17 protein-coding genes are annotated in these 16,382 nt (G+C 59.3%); 10 read left to right on the forward strand and 7 right to left on the reverse strand.

What is annotated here, in order from left to right; translation table 11 throughout:
- Positions 1-6 precede the first annotated feature (6 nt).
- Positions 7-339, reverse strand: a complete 333-nt coding sequence (locus GOX66_RS17185; RefSeq protein ID WP_170763975.1) for an ArsR/SmtB family transcription factor — start codon at positions 337-339, stop codon at positions 7-9.
- A 43-nt stretch (positions 340-382) separates the two neighbouring features.
- A complete protein-coding gene (locus GOX66_RS17190; protein ID WP_170763976.1) occupies positions 383-1,279 on the reverse strand; it encodes a hypothetical protein in 897 nt (298 codons plus the stop codon).
- 278 nt (positions 1,280-1,557) lie between these two features.
- Between GOX66_RS17190 and GOX66_RS17195 the strand changes: the two genes are divergently transcribed.
- The 5 genes from GOX66_RS17195 (at position 1,558) to GOX66_RS17215 (ending at position 4,158) form a co-directional block, all read left to right on the forward strand.
- Positions 1,558-1,890 carry an AtpZ/AtpI family protein gene (locus tag GOX66_RS17195; protein WP_170763977.1) on the forward strand — a complete coding sequence of 111 codons (333 nt, stop codon included), beginning with the start codon at positions 1,558-1,560 and terminating at the stop codon, positions 1,888-1,890.
- Between the two features lie 2 nt (positions 1,891-1,892).
- On the forward strand, positions 1,893-2,681 hold the full coding sequence (locus tag GOX66_RS17200; protein WP_170763978.1) for a F0F1 ATP synthase subunit A: 789 nt from the start codon (positions 1,893-1,895) through the stop codon (positions 2,679-2,681).
- Positions 2,682-2,729: 48 nt separating this feature from the next.
- Positions 2,730-2,954 carry a F0F1 ATP synthase subunit C gene (locus tag GOX66_RS17205; protein WP_005981269.1) on the forward strand — a complete coding sequence of 75 codons (225 nt, stop codon included), beginning with the start codon at positions 2,730-2,732 and terminating at the stop codon, positions 2,952-2,954.
- An 86-nt stretch (positions 2,955-3,040) separates the two neighbouring features.
- Entirely contained in the window at positions 3,041-3,592 is a 552-nt protein-coding gene (locus GOX66_RS17210) for a F0F1 ATP synthase subunit B' (RefSeq protein WP_170763979.1), read from the forward strand.
- A gap of 5 nt (positions 3,593-3,597) precedes the next feature.
- Positions 3,598-4,158 (forward strand): F0F1 ATP synthase subunit B, encoded by a 561-nt coding sequence (locus tag GOX66_RS17215; RefSeq protein ID WP_170763980.1) that lies wholly within the window; start codon positions 3,598-3,600, stop codon positions 4,156-4,158.
- A gap of 280 nt (positions 4,159-4,438) precedes the next feature.
- Here GOX66_RS17215 and GOX66_RS17220 read toward each other — a convergent pair whose 3' ends face one another.
- Entirely contained in the window at positions 4,439-4,933 is a 495-nt protein-coding gene (locus GOX66_RS17220; RefSeq protein WP_170763981.1) for a metal-dependent hydrolase, read from the reverse strand.
- Positions 4,933-5,703: an FCD domain-containing protein gene (locus tag GOX66_RS17225; protein ID WP_170763982.1), complete on the reverse strand. Its 771-nt coding sequence runs from the start codon at positions 5,701-5,703 to the stop codon at positions 4,933-4,935. Before GOX66_RS17225 ends, GOX66_RS17220 begins: the two co-directional genes overlap by 1 nt.
- Positions 5,704-5,857: 154 nt before the next feature.
- On the opposite strand from GOX66_RS17225, the gene GOX66_RS17230 reads away from it, so the two are divergent.
- The 5 genes from GOX66_RS17230 (at position 5,858) to GOX66_RS17250 (ending at position 13,074) form a co-directional block, all read left to right on the forward strand.
- Positions 5,858-7,057, forward strand: coding sequence for an aminotransferase-like domain-containing protein (locus GOX66_RS17230; protein ID WP_170763983.1), 1,200 nt, complete (start codon positions 5,858-5,860; stop codon positions 7,055-7,057).
- Positions 7,058-7,101: 44 nt separating this feature from the next.
- A complete protein-coding gene (locus GOX66_RS17235) occupies positions 7,102-7,509 on the forward strand; it encodes a hypothetical protein (protein ID WP_170763984.1) in 408 nt (135 codons plus the stop codon).
- A gap of 139 nt (positions 7,510-7,648) precedes the next feature.
- On the forward strand, positions 7,649-11,104 hold the full coding sequence (locus tag GOX66_RS17240) for a chromosome segregation SMC family protein (RefSeq protein WP_170763985.1): 3,456 nt from the start codon (positions 7,649-7,651) through the stop codon (positions 11,102-11,104).
- A gap of 54 nt (positions 11,105-11,158) precedes the next feature.
- A complete protein-coding gene (locus tag GOX66_RS17245; RefSeq protein WP_170763986.1) occupies positions 11,159-11,509 on the forward strand; it encodes a hypothetical protein in 351 nt (116 codons plus the stop codon).
- A 182-nt stretch (positions 11,510-11,691) separates the two neighbouring features.
- Complete coding sequence (locus tag GOX66_RS17250) at positions 11,692-13,074, forward strand: amidase family protein (RefSeq protein WP_170763987.1); 1,383 nt, start codon at positions 11,692-11,694, stop codon at positions 13,072-13,074.
- Between the two features lie 117 nt (positions 13,075-13,191).
- Here the strand turns inward: GOX66_RS17250 and GOX66_RS17255 are convergent, their stop codons facing one another.
- Genes GOX66_RS17255 through GOX66_RS17265 form a run of 3 tightly spaced genes read right to left on the reverse strand, consistent with a single transcriptional unit; the run spans position 13,192 to position 16,249 of the window.
- Positions 13,192-14,355 carry a lytic murein transglycosylase gene (locus GOX66_RS17255; RefSeq protein ID WP_170763988.1) on the reverse strand — a complete coding sequence of 388 codons (1,164 nt, stop codon included), beginning with the start codon at positions 14,353-14,355 and terminating at the stop codon, positions 13,192-13,194.
- An 11-nt stretch (positions 14,356-14,366) separates the two neighbouring features.
- Positions 14,367-15,287: an adenosylcobinamide-phosphate synthase CbiB gene (cbiB, locus tag GOX66_RS17260; protein WP_170763989.1), complete on the reverse strand. Its 921-nt coding sequence runs from the start codon at positions 15,285-15,287 to the stop codon at positions 14,367-14,369.
- A complete protein-coding gene (locus tag GOX66_RS17265; RefSeq protein WP_170763990.1) occupies positions 15,284-16,249 on the reverse strand; it encodes a threonine-phosphate decarboxylase in 966 nt (321 codons plus the stop codon). The genes cbiB and GOX66_RS17265 overlap by 4 nt, the downstream gene beginning before the upstream one ends.
- Between the last annotated feature and the right edge of the window lie 133 nt (positions 16,250-16,382).

Below are 16,382 nucleotides of genomic sequence, written 5' to 3' on the forward strand. Positions count from 1 at the left end.
GCGGCTTTAGTCTTCTGTCGCGGGCAGTTCGATCTCCAGAAACCGTTCGAACGCGTCCAGATTGACCGGTTCGAACTGCCCGAACCCCTGCATCCAAACCGACGCTGCTCGCATGGCGTCGGGTTCCAGCTTGCACCATTTCACCCGCCCGCGTTTTTCTTGACTGATCAACCCGGCCTTGGTCAGAATGACCAGGTGTTTCGAGATCGCGGCCAGCGACATCTCGAACGGTTCGGCCACATCGGTTACAGCCATGTCGTCCTCAAGCAGCATCGCCAGAATGGCGCGGCGGGTGGGGTCCGCAAGGGCGGCAAAAACGGTGTCGAGGTCGTTGGACATGGGTTTTATGTCACCGGATATCCCGATCGGGTCAATAGGTAGATTAATAGACCTCGGGCTTTATGCGCTGACCGATCGTGATCCTCTTCCAGTTGAACTCAGGCTCAAACTTAATTTCCATCCCGTAGCCACCCCAACGGGTTAGAATGGCATTGGTCACGCTGCGATAGGTCACTTGGCTGACCTGTTCTTCCACTTGCCAGCCATTAGCGGCACGGCGGAACATTCTGGCACGGCGGAGCGCTTCGACCCAGTGTGTCCCGGAAGGACGGTGAATGTTCCCATCCCATATTGCCATCTCCATTTCGTCCAAAACAGCAGCACGTTTCTGAAAGCACTCATCCCGATCAAAGCGAGAGATTTTGACGCCCGATTGTGCGCGTCGAAACGCATCCAAGACTGGGTCGCAATTCCCTTCGGTGCGCATCGTGAAAGACAGGCTGGGCATATCGCCAGTGATTGGCTTCTGCTGCCAGGGCTCTGTCTTTTGGGCCGGGATAAATACGGCCTCTGCCCCTTCCGCAAGCAAATCGCGACACCTTGCATAGCATCCTCCGGGGCGGGCATCCAGCAAGGCAATGCGCATCGGGGTGAATCGACCATCCCAGCCTGTATCTTGCGCCAGCATAGCGGCAGCCTCTGTTTCAGCGGCAGGACGAAAGACATATTCGGGTAAATGGCAGAAGCCGACGCATAACGGAGCGCCAAATACCCAGCCGGACGAAAGTCCGACCAAACGACCCAACGCCTGCGTTATTATTAGGGCAGCGATCGCGGCTGAAATTGTGGGCAGAGCGAACAAAAGTAATGTGATGGGAAGACCGATCATGCTGATCGCCGCGACCAGAGCAATGGTTTCGCCAAGCTTGGTGTAGGTCATCATTGATAGGCTGAAGAGGATTGCCAGTAGTAACGCCTGAAACTTAATGTTGTTGGTCATACTGAGTATCTTGAAAATCTATACGGCGTGTCTGACCGGTAACTTTGACGAAAGTTTAACCCCGCCGGGATCACAAACTCAACCTCTTGGTTGAATATGCGAATTCAGGGGTATTTTGACAGGCTGCCGGATAGTGGCGGTTTCTGCGCGCCTTGGCCACTTGATTAAATCTCACAAAAACAATGCCTTAACATGCGGCAATTCGGGCGTTCAACGCCGTTGACTCTGTGGGCGCCGCACCTTAGCACCATGCCCAAGATTGTGCGAGGAAAACGCCCGTGACCGATGACGACCAAAAGCAGCGTATGGCGCAGCTGGGGGCGAAGATCGAGGCGGCGAAAAAGGCGAAAGAGCCAAAGCCTCGTGCGGATGCTGACGCGTCCGGAGGCGAGCTTGCCTGGAGGATGGTCATCGAAATGGTATCCGGTCTGGGGATCGGATTTGGCATCGGATACGGGCTGGACAGCCTGTTCGGGACAATCCCGATTTTTCTGGTGCTGTTCACATTGCTGGGCCTTGTCGCCGGAGTGAAGGTTATGCTCCGCAGCGCCAAAGAGGTTCAAGAGAAACAAACGGCGGCTCAGGCCACCGAAAAAGACGAGAGGGACTGAACGTGGCAAGCGAGACCACCGCAGCACACGGCGCCGAAGGCGCGGAACATGCAGCAGAAGGCAGCAGCCTGGTGTTCCACCCGATGGACCAGTTCATCGTCAAACCGCTGTTCGGCGGCGACACGATTGCATGGTACACGCCGACCAACGTGACATTGTGGTTGTTCTTCGCGATCCTGGCCATCATCGGCCTGCTGGTTCTGAGCACCTCAAAGCGCGCCATTGTGCCGACCCGCATGCAGTCGATCGCGGAACTGGCCTACGGTTTCATCTACAAGATGCTGGAAGACATCTGCGGCAAGGAAGGCGTCAAGTTCTTCCCCTATGTCATGACCCTGTTCATGTTCATCGTCACCGCGAACTTCCTGGGCCTGATCCCGACCTCGTTCACCACCACATCGCATTTTGCCGTGACCATCCCGCTGGCGCTGGCCGTGTTCCTGACCGTGACCGTTCTGGGTTTCGTCAAGAACGGCGCCGGTTTCCTGGGCCTCTTCTGGGTCTCCAGCGCGCCGCTGGCGCTGCGCCCCATTCTGGCGATCATCGAGCTGATCTCGTACTTTGTGCGTCCGGTCAGCCACTCCATTCGTCTTGCCGGTAACGTCATGGCGGGCCATGCGGTGATCAAGGTGTTCGCGGGCTTTGCCGCGGTTGCCGTGATCTCGCCCGTGTCCGTTCTGGCGATCACCGCAATTTATGGCCTCGAGGTCCTGGTGGCCTTCATTCAGGCCTACGTGTTTACCATTCTGACCTGTGTTTACCTGAAAGATGCGCTGCATCCGTCGCACTAAGGTCTGATACCCCAACATCGAAACTTCCAATTCGTAAGGAGATACATCATGGAAGGCGATCTCGCACACATCGGCGCAGGCCTGGCAGCAATCGGTTCCGGCGCAGCCGCAATCGGGGTGGGCAACGTTGCAGGCAACTTCCTGGCCGGCGCCCTGCGCAACCCTTCGGCGGCTGCTTCGCAGACCGCGACCCTGTTCATCGGTATCGCATTCGCAGAAGCCCTGGGGATCTTCGCATTCCTGGTCTCGCTGCTGCTGATGTTCGCCGTCTAATCTGCGGAACCTGATCCTTACGCGCAGGTGAGTCCAAGCCATAGCGGCTCACCTGTTGTAAAGACAACGTTCCGACGGAGGACATCATGGCGACTGAACCCATTAGCGAAGAAGTAGTTGGCACATGCGTCGACTCGCATGGCTCTGCCATCGGGATGCCGCAGCTCTGCTTCGATTGGTTCCCCAACCAGATTTTCTGGCTGGTCATTACGCTGGTCGTCATCTTTTTGGTCCTGTCCCGCGTGGCCTTGCCGCGCATCGCGGCAATCCTGGCGGAACGTCAGGGGACCATTACAAATGACCTGGCTGCGGCCGAAGATCTGAAGGCCAAAGCGGTCGAGGCTGAAGAGGCCTATAACAAGGCGCTGGCTGATGCCCGTGCCGAAGCGCAGCGTATCGCTGCCGAAGCACGCGCTGAAATCCAGTCTGATCTGGACGACGCGATTGCCAAGGCGGACGCGGAAATCGCTGCAAAGGCGGCTGAATCGGAAAAGGCAATTGCCGACATCCGTGCCGGTGCGCTGGAAAGCATTCAAGTGGTTGCCAAGGATACGGCGGCTGAATTGGTTACCGCACTTGGCGGCGAGGCAGATGCCAATGCCATCGACGGTGCCGTTGACGCGCAGATGAAAGGATAAGTGACATGCGGAACACTCTTGCCCTTATCCTGACCATTGGTGCCGCCAGTCCCGCGCTGGCCGCAAGCGGTCCGTTCTTCTCGCTGGGCAATACCGACTTTGTCGTGTTGCTGGGCTTCATCGTCTTCATCGCAGTCCTGTTCTATTTCAAGGTACCGGGCTTGATCGGCGGTGCGCTGGACAACCGTGCCGAAGGCATCAAGTCCGAACTGGACGAAGCCCGCGCCCTGCACGAAGAAGCCCGCAGCCTGTTGGCCTCATACGAGCGCAAGCAGCGCGAGGTGCAGACCCAGTCGGACGCAATCGTAGCGGCTGCGAAAGAGGATGCCGTTCTGGCGGCCGAGCAGGCCAAGGCCGATCTGGAGAAATCCATCGCACGCCGCTTGGCTGCGGCGCAGGATCAGATCGCATCGGCCGAGGCATCGGCCGTCAAGGAAGTCCGCGATCAGGCCATCACCGTGGCAGTTTCGGCTGCCAACGCGGTTCTGGCCAAGCAGATGACGGCGACTCAGGCGAATAAGCTGATCGACGCAGCTATTGCCGACGTCGGAGAAAAATTGCACTAACCCCTGTGCAATCTGACTTTTGTGTGACCCGGTGGAATTCTGCCGGGTCTGCTTTTTTGGGGCTCTCCAACGTGCAGGGTACCGCCGGGTTTACCTACACCAATGACCCAGGAACATTTCCGATGTTACTTGCTGCTGGTGGAGCTACTGAAGACCGGGCGAATTTCTTTCGGAGAGGCAACGGCTATCCAACTTGAATTCAGCGTCCGGAGCTATTTTGGAATTGGTTGAATGTTTCTAATACCAGAATTAGTTCGAATTGGGCGAGGACTACGCCGGTCTAGGTTTGACTCTTGTGGTTGGCGGTTTTTTGGCGTCGGAACCACACAATCACGGCCAGTACTGTAACCCCGATCTCGACTGTAAATGTCCAGTGAGTAAGAAACGACAATATCCAATTCGAATGCGTGGCTTCTACGGTCACAAGTGGATGTGAGAATTCTGAAAGCGGCCAGGCCCAGGCGATTTCACCGACGATGGAATCCAGCCCCATATGCACCAGCCCGCCTGCGCCAAAAAAGCTTAGAACACGGCCCGCATGGGACCAGCGCAAGCCGAGAAGAAATCCCGCCAGCACAATACCCGCCCAAAGGATCGGACGATGTGTCAGATAGGCGTGGTGGTGATGCGCCCGATCGTCGACGAAGTAGAACCAAAGCATGTCGAGATCCGGCGCGACCGCACCGAACAGCGCGGCTGCAAAGACCAGTTTGCCAATGCCCGGTGTGGCGGCACGAAACACCAGATAGGCGCCCGGTAAATGTCCGATGAACATCAGGCCTGCCCTGTCTCATGTTCCAGCCTTTGCCGCGCGATGGCTTCATTCCGGACGGCTTTCTGGTGATCTTCCATGCAGCGTCGAACAAAGCTCAGGTGCTCTTGGACTGCATCGCTGGCGCCTTCTGGGTCACGGGCCTGCAGGGCGACGTTGATGGCGCGGTGCTGGTCCAGAATGGCCTCGCGCGTGGTGCGCTGCTGGAACATCATCTGACGGTTATAGAACACGCCTTGTTGCAGCAGATCGTACATGGACCGCATCATATGCAGCATTACCACGTTGTGGCTGGCCTCGATGATGGCCATGTGAAACTCAGCGTCCAGCTGCGCTTCGGCTTCGGAGGCATTTCTGGCATGCGCGGCCTCCATTTTATCGAAGATTGCCTGCACGACCTTCAGATCGCTGTCCGAGCCCAAACGCGCGGCGCGCTCGGCGGCCAGCGCCTCCATGTCCCGCCGAAAAGAGAGGTAGTCGAACACTGCCTCCTCGTGGCTGCTGAACAGCCGGACCAGAGCAGGGGAAAAGGCCGAACCCAGAACTTCGGCCACGTAGATGCCTGAACCCGCCTTGGCGGTCAGCAGTCCCTGTCCTTGAAGTTCCGAAATCGCCTCGCGCAGAGATGGCCGCGACACCCCCATGCGCTGGGCCAGTTCCCGTTCGGCCGGAAGTTGTTCACCGGGGCGCAAAATCCCGCGCAGAATGAGAAGTTCGATCTGTTTGACCACCGCGATGGACAGCTTTTCGGTTTGGACTTTTTGAAAGGGCATGCGGCTATCGGCTTGGAATTGGTCAATTCATATGACCACGTAATCAGGGTCGGTTCAAGAACACCCGATTATCTACCTTCAAACATTAGGTCAGAATTATTGACATTACCTGCGCAATACCTAGGGTGACCTTAGGTGAGAGTGGAGGAGATTCATGTCAACGAAAGACCTGTTCGCCACCCGGGCGTCCCGGATGAAGGCGTCCGAGATACGCGAGTTGCTCAAGCTATTGGATCAGCCGGGGATCATCTCATTTGCGGGAGGGATTCCAGATCCGGCCCTGTTCCCCGCAGAAGGGTTTTCGACGGCGTTTCAGATGGCTTTGGGGCCGGACAGACGGGCACAGGCGCTGCAATATTCGGTAAGTGAAGGCTATGAGCCCCTGCGCGAGTGGCAGGTGGAGCATATGCGCCAGATCGGCATCGAATGCGCCCTCGACAACATCCTGATCACCTCGGGTTCGCAGCAGGCGCTGGATTACCTGGGCAAACTGTACCTGTCGCCGGGTGATACGGCACTGGTCGGGTGGCCGACTTATCTGGGGGCGCTGGCGGCCTTCAATGCCTATGAACCGCGCTTTGACCGTCTCAGCATCAACAGTAATCGGGGAGCTGAGGAATACAGGGCGGCTGCAGGTGACGGGGTAATCAAGTTTGCTTATCTGTCGCCGGATTTCGCCAACCCGACCGGCGAGACAGTGGACCTGCGGGGCAGAGAGGCATTGCTGGATCTGGCGGACGACCTGAACTGCGCGGTGATCGAGGACGGCGCCTATCAGGCGTTGCGTTACGACGGGGACGCCATTCCACCGGTTCTGGCGCTGGAACTGGCCCGCAAGGGCTCGATCGAAAAATGCCGGACGATATATTGCGGCAGCTTCTCGAAAACCTTGTCGCCGGGCCTTCGGGTTGGCTGGGTCGTTGCGGCAAAGCCGGTGATCTCGCAATTGGTGTTGATGAAACAGGCGGCGGACCTGCATTCGGCGACGATCAACCAGATGGCAATTGATCAGGTGGCGCGGAACAGCTTCGACACGCACATACCGATGCTGCGGCGCGTCTATGGTGCCCGTAGGGATGCCATGCTGGATGCATTGCAGGAGCATATGCCTGAGGGTGTAGAATGGACCAAACCCGAAGGCGGCATGTTTGTATGGGTAACGTTGCCTAAAGGCACGGACGGAGCCGATCTGCTGGCGCGTTCTCTGGAAACCGTCAAAGTTGCTTTTGTCCCCGGTCGGGCTTTTTTTCCGGACGAAACGGGGGCCAACACGATCCGGCTGAGCTTTTCGAATTCGGATGAGGCAACGATCCGCGAAGGCGTCCGTCGGTTGGGTGAAGTTCTGCGGGCCTGAACGCCGGAAAGGTCCTGTTAACCAATTTGCCGCTAAACTGGGGCATGATCCGGTATCTTTCCCTCCTGCTGCTGGCCGCGTGTTCGGCCGGCACACCCTATTTTCGCGATGCGCCGGCCACCCGCGTGGCGGTGAACGGCAGCGTCTTTGACGTGCGCGTGCGCGGGGACCTGGCCGAGGCTGTGCGGATCAATACACAATACGCGCCGCGTCTGGGTCCGATCCGCGACCGGGCAGGATTGGCCATGGCGCAGGTTTCGGGCTGTCCAATTCTGGATGTGCTGGGAGACGCGGCCGTAACGGTCGGCGTTCTGGGTTGTGACCGCGAGGCCGGGGAGCGCTTGCTGCTGACCGCCGTCTCAACCCCGAATTACGAATGCATAGACTATGGCCTCTACGAAGATATTGGTAAGGACTACGGCTATCAGGTCTTCGAGTGCACGCCCTACTGACATACGCGTAATCCTGCGCATTTCGGCAAGATATTGTGGATAAGTCGGATAGAAATCCCATATCCTGCGTAACTGCGTTGACTCATCCCCAATCAGTTGCGCAGACTTCCAGACATAGGAATCATGGGACCCATTGCCTTTGCGCTTCAGCAAACTCAAACTGACCGGCTTCAAAAGCTTCGTTGATCCGACCGATCTGATCATCGCGGACGGGTTGACCGGTGTGGTGGGTCCAAACGGCTGCGGCAAGTCCAATCTTCTCGAAGCACTTCGCTGGGTCATGGGCGAAAACCGCCCCAAATCCATGCGCGGCGGTGCGATGGAGGACGTGATTTTTGCAGGGGCCGCCACTCGCCCGGCCCGGAACTTTGCCGAAGTTGTCCTGACCATGGACAATTCCGAGCGGTTGGCGCCTTCGGGGTTCAACGACAGTGATCAGCTTGAGATTGTCCGCCGTATCACCCGCGATGTGGGCAGCGCCTATAAAACCAATGGCAAGGACGTGCGCGCCCGCGACGTGCAGATGCTGTTCGCCGACGCCTCGACCGGGGCGCATTCACCCGCGTTGGTCGGGCAGAACCGTATTGCCGAGCTGATCAACGCCAAACCCCGCGCCCGTCGCCGTATTCTGGAAGAAGCTGCGGGTATCTCGGGCCTCTATCAGCGTCGGCATGAGGCCGAGCTGAAGCTCAAAGGTACCGAGGCCAACCTGACCCGCGTCGATGACGTGCTCGAACAACTGGGCACACATTTGGCGCAACTGGCCCGCCAGGCCCGTCAGGCCGCGCGGTATCGTGAGATCGGTGAACAGCTGCGTCAGGCCGAGGGCATGTTGCTCTATCGCCGCTGGAAAGAGGCTGACATGGCCCGCCAGCAGGCAGAAGAGAAACTGCGCGACCGCCTTACCGAGGCTTCCCGCGCCGAGGCCGAAGCCCGTGCCGCTGCTGCCAAACGTGCCGAGCTCGAAGAAACCCTGCCGCCGCTGCGCGAAGAAGAGGCCATTGCCGCTGCCGTCCTGCAGCGCCAGCAAGTGCAGCGCGATGCGTTGGCCGATCAGGAAACCCGCGCGCGCCAGACCATCGAGACCCTGACCAATCGCATTCAACAGCTGGGCAACGACATCGAGCGAGAAGCGGGTCTGAACCGCGACGCGGGTCAGATGATCGAGCGTCTGGAATGGGAAGCACGTGAATTGGCCAAGGCCGCCGAAGGCCATGAAGACAAGCTGGCCGAGGCAGCCGAGATCGCCCATGACGCCGCCGCCGTGCTGCAGGATCGCGAGGAACATCTGTCTCAGCAGACCGAAGACATGGCTCGCCTTGTCGCCCGCCACCAGTCGGCGCAGCGGTTGGTTGAGGACAGCCGCAAAACGCTCACCCGATCTGAGGCGGAAGAGGAAAAAGCCCGGTCCGCTGTGGCTGAGGCCAAGGGCGCGCTGACCAGTGCCAGTGAAGCCTTTGAATCGGCGCAGGAAGGTGAGGAGGAAGCTCGTGAGGCCGCCGAGGCCGCGGAAGAGGCTCTGGCCGCCGCGGATGAGTTGCGCAATGAAACACAGGCCCGCGAGGCTGAAGCCCGCGCCCAGCGTTCCGAGGCCGAGGGCGAACTGGGTGCCATCCGTGCCGAGACCACGGCGCTGGCCAAGCTGGTCGAGCGTGACACGGCCGAAGGCGGTCAGGTGCTGGATCTGCTGCGCGTTGATCCGGGTTATGAAAAGGCATTGGGTGCCGCCTTGGCCGACGATCTGCGCGCGCCGCTTGTCGAAGGGGATGGGCCATCCGGCTGGGTGCAGGTTGCGGGTTACGACGCTGATCAACCACTGCCCGATGGGGTCGAACCACTGGCTTTACACGTTTCGGGACCGGATCGCCTGAGCCGCAGGATTGCGCAGATCGGGTTGGTGGATGCAGATCAGGGCGCGCGCGTGCAAGCGTCGTTGAAGCCGGGGCAGCGGCTGGTGTCACGATCCGGCGATCTGTGGCGATGGGATGGATTCCGTGCCTGGGCCGAAGACGCTCCAAGCGCGGCGGCCCTGCGCCTGGAGCAGCTAAACAAGCTGGAGGCGCTGAAACAGGAACTTACCCGCACCGAGGCGCAGGCCGAGGGCGCTCGTGCCGCGCATGAGGCCCTGTCGCAGCAGCTGGCTGACGTGACCGAGGCTGACCGCCGCGCCCGCGAGGCGCGCCGGGCCGCCGATCAACGCATGGCTGAATCCGCGCGTCAGCTGAGCCGGGCTGAAGCCGACCGCAATCTGGCGCAGGGCAAGTTGGAAACGCTGGCGCTTGCCGTGGACCGCCACAAAGAGGATGCCATGGCCGCTCGTGCGCAATTGCGCGAGGCCGAGGGCGCGCTGACCGGTCTAGGTGATCTGGACAGTGCCCGGGCGCAGGTCGAGGATATTAAACAGACGGTAGAGGCTGCGCGGATCACCATGCTGACTCACCGTTCCACCCATGACGAGTTGCGCCGTGAAGGCGAGGCACGAACCCGGCGGACGCAAGAGGTGACGAAAGACCTCAGTGGCTGGCGGCATCGTTTGGACAGTGCCGAGAAGCGGATTTCGGAACTGGCAGAGCGCAAGGAAAGTTCGGAAGAAGAGTTGACCGAGGCCATGGCCGCCCCAGGTGAAATCGCCGAGGCGCGGGAAGAGCTCAACGATTTGATCGAGGCCGCCGAGGCCCGTCGCGCCGAGGCTGCCGACAAGCTGGCCGGGGCCGAGACCCAGCAGCGGGAAATTGTGCTGGCGGAACGTGAGGCGGAGCGCCTGGCGTCCGAGGCGCGCGAGTCCCGCGCGGCGGCTGAGGCGCGCTGTGATGCCGCCAAGGAAAGCGTGGTCGCTGCTGCGGAGCGCATTGCCGAGGATCAGCAAGTGACGCCGAACCAGTTGCTGAACCAGTTGGATGTGAACCCGGATCAAATGCCCGCTGCAGACGCGCTGGAGGCCGAAGTGAACCGTCACAAACGCCAGCGTGATGCGATGGGTGCGGTAAACCTGCGCGCCGAAGAGGATGCCAAGGATGTTCAGGAAGAGTTTGACACGCTGAACAGTGAAAAGGCCGATCTGGAAGAGGCGATCAAGGCCCTGCGAAGCGGCATCGCAAGCCTCAACCGCGAGGGGCGCGAGCGTCTGTTGACCGCGTTTGAGCAGGTGAACTCGAATTTTGCCATGTTGTTCAAGCATCTTTTCGGCGGTGGAGAGGCCAATCTGGTCATGGTGGAAAGCGACGACCCGCTGGATGCCGGGCTGGAAATCATGTGCCAGCCACCGGGCAAGAAACTGTCGACCCTCAGCCTGCTGTCGGGTGGGGAACAGACGCTGACCGCCACGGCGCTGATCTTTGGCGTGTTCCTTGCCAATCCGGCACCGATTTGTGTGCTGGATGAGGTCGATGCGCCTCTGGATGACGCCAACGTCACGCGCTTTTGCGATCTTCTGGATGAGATGTGCCGCCAGACTGACACGCGTTTCCTGATCATTACGCACCACGCGGTGACCATGGCGCGGATGGATCGGCTGTTTGGTGTGACCATGCAGGAACAGGGCGTCAGCCAGCTGGTTTCGGTTGATCTGAAAAAGGCCGAACAGATGGTCGCGTGACCTATCACCGCAATGTCATGCCTGTTTCATCCCTTCTTGGGGTAAACTGGGCGCATGATCCGTTTTCTGATCCTCGCTGTGTTAGTCGCAAGCCCGTTAACGGCTGCGGAATGGCCGACCAAGCCCGGAGACGTCCCCCTCAGCCCCGAGGAACTGGACGCACTGGCCGGGCGTACGCTGACTTTCTATGACGATGGCCAGTCCAGATATTCGGCGGGTGGGGCCTATTCCTATACCTATGCAAGCGGAGAATCCGCCTTTGGCACCTATAGCATTGCCGAGGATGGCAGTGTCTGTATCGCCTATCGCAACGGCTTCGGTCGCTGTGACTTGTATGTCCGCAGTGGCGAAAGGTTGATCCTGATCGATAAGAATGGTGATCGCTATCCGGTTCGACCGGAATAAGTTTTTTGTCAATAACTACGATTTGAGCAAAACTGCTTTATGCAGTTATAGCAAAAAATCTGGCGCATTCGATGAAGCATTGGCGCGCTCGGGTGAATTTCCGCCAAACAGTTTGGTGCTGAGCGGAATATCGACCAAAATGAACGTCAGACGCATTTATTACTTTGGTAGGTAATCAGCAGATGTCTGGCTCTGTCGTTGAAAAAGCAAGGCAGGTTCGCAGCGGAACCCTCTCGGCGCGCTTGCTGGTTGAGCAAGCGTTCGAAAACATGGCTTCCAGCAGTGAAATCAATGCCTTCATTTCATATGACCGGGACAAGGCCTTGGCAGACGCGCGAAGGATTGATCGACTGGTTGCCTCTGGAGGCAACGCAGGGCGATTGGCCGGTGTACCGCTTGCAATCAAGGACAATATCGATGTCGAAGGGTTTTGGACCACTGCCGGCACCCCGGGCATCGACTATATGGCATCGAAGTCGGCCCCGATTGTATCCCGCCTGACATCCGAGGGTGCAATTGTAATTGGCAAGACCAACATGCACGAACTTGCGTTTGGAGTGACGTCCAATAACGCAGCATTCGGCGCCGTTCGAAACCCGGCCGATCTTACCCGTATCCCGGGCGGGTCGTCAGGTGGAACCGCTGCAGCAATTGCGTCCGGGATCGTCTTAGGCGGGCTCGGAACCGATACCGCGGGTTCAGTAAGGGTTCCCGCCGCACTGACAGGCGTGGCAGGGTTTCGCCCCTCGACCGCGCTGATAAATATGAGAGGCATTGTTCCTTCTGTCCCCACGTTTGACGTTGCCGGTCCCATGGCGACAAACGTTGGGGATGTTGCGTATCTGAATTCAATTATGACGCATCAACCAATGCCCGCTCCTCGCGATCTGCGTGGCGTGCGTCTGGGTTTGGTAAAAGACTACATGTTGAACCTTTCGCCCCATGTGTCTCGCGCTGTCAGCGACGCTTTCGCAAGGATCGAGCAGGCTGGCGTTACCTTTGTCGAAGTCGACATATCACCGATAAGCTCTGCATCCTTTGAAGTGGGTTTCTCCGTTGGGTTCTATGAGATGAAAAGTGCGATGACTGCATACCTGTCTCAAGCGCAGCCGAACACAACATTGCAGGACATGGTCGCCAAAATCGCCAGCAAGGACGTTAAGGACTCCTATGTCAATTCGGTTTTGGGTGACGGCGCGCCATCAGAGACCACTTATCGTGAGGCAATCGCCAGGATCGATGAGATCAGACGGAATTATCTAAGGCTGTTTGAGGATCATAATCTCGATGCCCTGATCTTTCCGACTGCACCACTCGAAGCACCACCAATTGAGGGATCTGATGAGGCCCTTTTCCTGAACGGGGAATATGTGCCAATATTGCAGGTATTTATGCGAAATGTTGCCGCAACTGGCGTGTATGGCGCTCCGGGAATTTCGGTTCCTCTGAAGGCTTTGGAAGGGGATCATCTACCTGTGGGGTTGGAACTTGACGGGCGCCCGGAGGCTGACCTTGATCTGCTTGGCATTGCGCTAGGGGTCGAAGCTGCTTTGGTGAGTGCTTAACAGTTTGTAGAGAATAGAAAATGTTATCGCGCCGCTGAACCCGCCCACTTAGCATCTTCGATGTTTACATGTTTGTTCTTCTGCAATGGCGCCAAAGGGCTCAGAGCCGATGTTGATTCAAAGGCGGCTCAGCAAATCCGCCGTAGGCCAGGCATCCGCAGGCAGGCCCAGCCTCGCTTGTTCGGCCTGAACGGCCGCCCGTGTTCCGGCCCCGAGAATTCCGTCGATTTTGCCCACGTTGTATCCGCGTGCCTGCAGTTTGGTCTGCAGTTGTTTCATCTGCGCTCCTGACAGACCTTGCGCCGGGTTCCCCGCGTCGTAGATCCGCGCGCCTTCCAGTCGGGTGCCGAAATAGGCGGCGGTCAGGACGTAGACAAAGCTCTGGTTCCATTCGAAATAGACGTCGAAATTCGGATAGGCCAGAAAGGCTGGCCCCTTGTGCCCCTGCGGCAGGATCAGCGAGGCGGGCAGGTTGGCTAAAGACCCGTTGCGCGGCTGCACCCCCAATGCCTGCCATTCGGACACTGGTCGGGCTTTGCCGGGGCCGGACAGTGACCAGTCCATCTGGGCGGGCACTGTCACTTCCTGCAGCCACGGCTGGCCTGGCTGCCAGCCAAGATGGGACAACATCTTGGCCCCTGACATCAGCGCATCCGGCGCCGAAGTTTTCAAAGACACCTTGCCATTACCGTCCCCATCGACACCGTTTTCCAGAATGTCGCGTGGCAGCATCTGCACCATGCCGATCTCTCCGGCCCAGGCACCGGTGGTTCGGGCCGGGTCGAAGTTGCCTTGTTGGTGCAGCTCGATGGCCGCAAAGATCTGAGGGCGGAACAGTTCGGGCCGACGGCAGTCATGAGCCAGCGTGACCAGTGCATTGCGGGTATTGAAATCTCCCTGAAACGCGCCGTAATCGGTCTCGAACGCCCAGAAGGCCAGCAATACCCCGCGCGAGACGCCATATTCACGCTCGATCCTGTCAAACACCGCGTCGTGTTTTCGCGACATGGCCTGGCCACGCTCGATCCGGTTTTGTGAGATCAGGTGGCGGGAGAAATCAATGAATGGTTTCTGGAACACGCCTTGCGCACGGTCGGCTTTCAGCACGGCACCGTCCTGCTGCACGCCCTCGAAGAAAGAGTTTACCGTCGATTTATCAAACCCTTGTTGAACGGCCTCAGTCTTCAGCCCCTTCACGAAAGAGTTGAACCCGCCGCCACATTGGGCAAGCGCGGGCGAGGCAAGCAGGGCGGCGGCAACAAAGCCGGAGAGAAAGCGCATGAGCAGGTCCGTCAGAAAAAATGGCTGAACCCAAACCACACTGACACGAGGCCAAGCGCAAGCCCCCAAACCTTCCACAGCATGTCGCATGCGCGGAAAACCTCCGGCGCTCCAATCTCGCGTGGAGCGTCGCCGTTGACCCAAGCCAGGTCGCGGACTTTTCCGTCATAGCTGCGCGGGCCTGCAAGAGCCACATTCAGGGCGCGCGCCATGGCGGCCTCGGGCCAGCCCGCATTGGGTGAGATATGGCGGCGGGCATCCGCTACCATCTCGGACCATTGAGCCCATTGGCCGGACAGGGCCACGATCATCACGCAGGTCAGGCGGGCGGGGATCAGGTTCAATGCGTCGTCAAGCCGGGCCGATGCCCAACCAAACTCGCGGTATTTTTCGGTGCGGTAACCGATCATGCTGTCGGCTGTGTTGACGGTCTTATAGATCAGCAAGCCGGGCAGCCCGGCGATCAGAAACCAGAAGGCGGGTGCGATAACCCCATCGCTCAGGTTTTCTGCGGCGCTTTCGATTGCGGAACGAGCCACCTGAGCCTCTGTCATGTCGCGCGTGTCGCGTGAGACAATCATGGCGACCTTGGCGCGACCTTCAGGCAGCGAGGCGCGCAGCCCGTCGCCTACATCGTGCACGTGGTGTACCAGCGATTTCTGCGCCAGCAGGATGGCGCAGAGGATGACCTCAACCACTGGCCCTAACAGCGCGAGTGTTCGGCCAAGGAGCAACGCTCCAAAGACTAACAACACCACGACGGCGACGCCTTTCAATCGCCGCTGCGCGCCCTGGTTCAGGCGTTTATCCAACCAGCCGATCACCGTGCCGATCATGACTGCTGGATGACGCATCCGCGACCACAGCCAGTCCGGCTCCCCCAGTGCCGCGTCCAGACACATGGCGCAGATCAGCAGGAAAGAGGTGCTCACAGCGCGGCCTCCAGCCTGTCCCAGCCATCAGTGGGCGGCAGGCCAAGTCGCAGGTAGGTTCGGGAATATGGGAAAACGCGGCTCCAGATTTGGGCGGCGGCCAGACGGGCCTGCCAGTCAACGGCGTTCTCGACGTTATACAGGCGGAACAGAGTGGTGCCACCGGCGAGGGTCGCCCCCTTGGCGGTGACAAGCTGGTCCAGTCGTTTTGTGTCTTCGATCAGGCGCGCGCGCGTAGCATCGGCCCAAGAGGTATCATTCAGCGCCACCTCGCCAATTCGCAATGCCGGTCCGGAAACAGCCCAGGGTCCGGTCAGGTCATTCAGTTGGGCGATAAGATTCGGCTGGCCAATGGCAAACCCCAGCCGCAGCCCGGCCAGCCCCCAGAACTTGCCAAAGCTCTTAAGCACAATCACGCCGGGCCGCTCTGCCATATGGATCAGCGAGGCCTCGGGGCTGACATCGCAAAAACTTTCGTCGATCACGGTCAAAGGGGCGTTGGCATCTGCTTCGCTCCATACCCGTCCATCCGGGTTGTTCGGGTGCACGATTACGCGGGCCTCGGCGGGGCCGTCCGATTGAACTGCCCAGCCTTGAGCGGTAAACGCGGCCGCGTGTTCGTTATAGGTCGGCGTTGTGATTTGGACCCGGCCCTGCGCGGCCAGGCCCGGTATGCGGGCAATAACGGCCGAGGCGCCGGGCGCGGGCAGGATCGCCGCCCCCTCGGGCACCGACCAGAACCTGCGCGCAGCATCCGCCAGGCGTTCAAACGCCCCGTGGTCGGGCAATTCAGCCCAGTCCGACGGGATCAGCCCCGACACCTCATACGGATGCGGGTTGATTCCGGTGGAAAGGTCCAGCCAGTCAGCACGCGCGCCGCCATAAGTGGCGATGGCACCGTCCAGCCCTCCGCCATGGTCGCGCGCGGCGCGGGGGTTCAATTTTTCGTCGTGGCCTGCCATCGGATTTCTCGCCGGAATCGCCTGTATCGGCCTGCTTCAAGCGGATTTTTGCCGTTTGCACAAGCAATTCCGCGTGATCGGAGCCTCTGACAGGGGTCATTAACATTTTGTTAAGGAATAAGCGTGATCACAT

Origin of the sequence: Ruegeria lacuscaerulensis (assembly GCF_013031245.1) — a bacterium.
GTDB lineage: Bacteria > Pseudomonadota > Alphaproteobacteria > Rhodobacterales > Rhodobacteraceae > Ruegeria > Ruegeria lacuscaerulensis_C.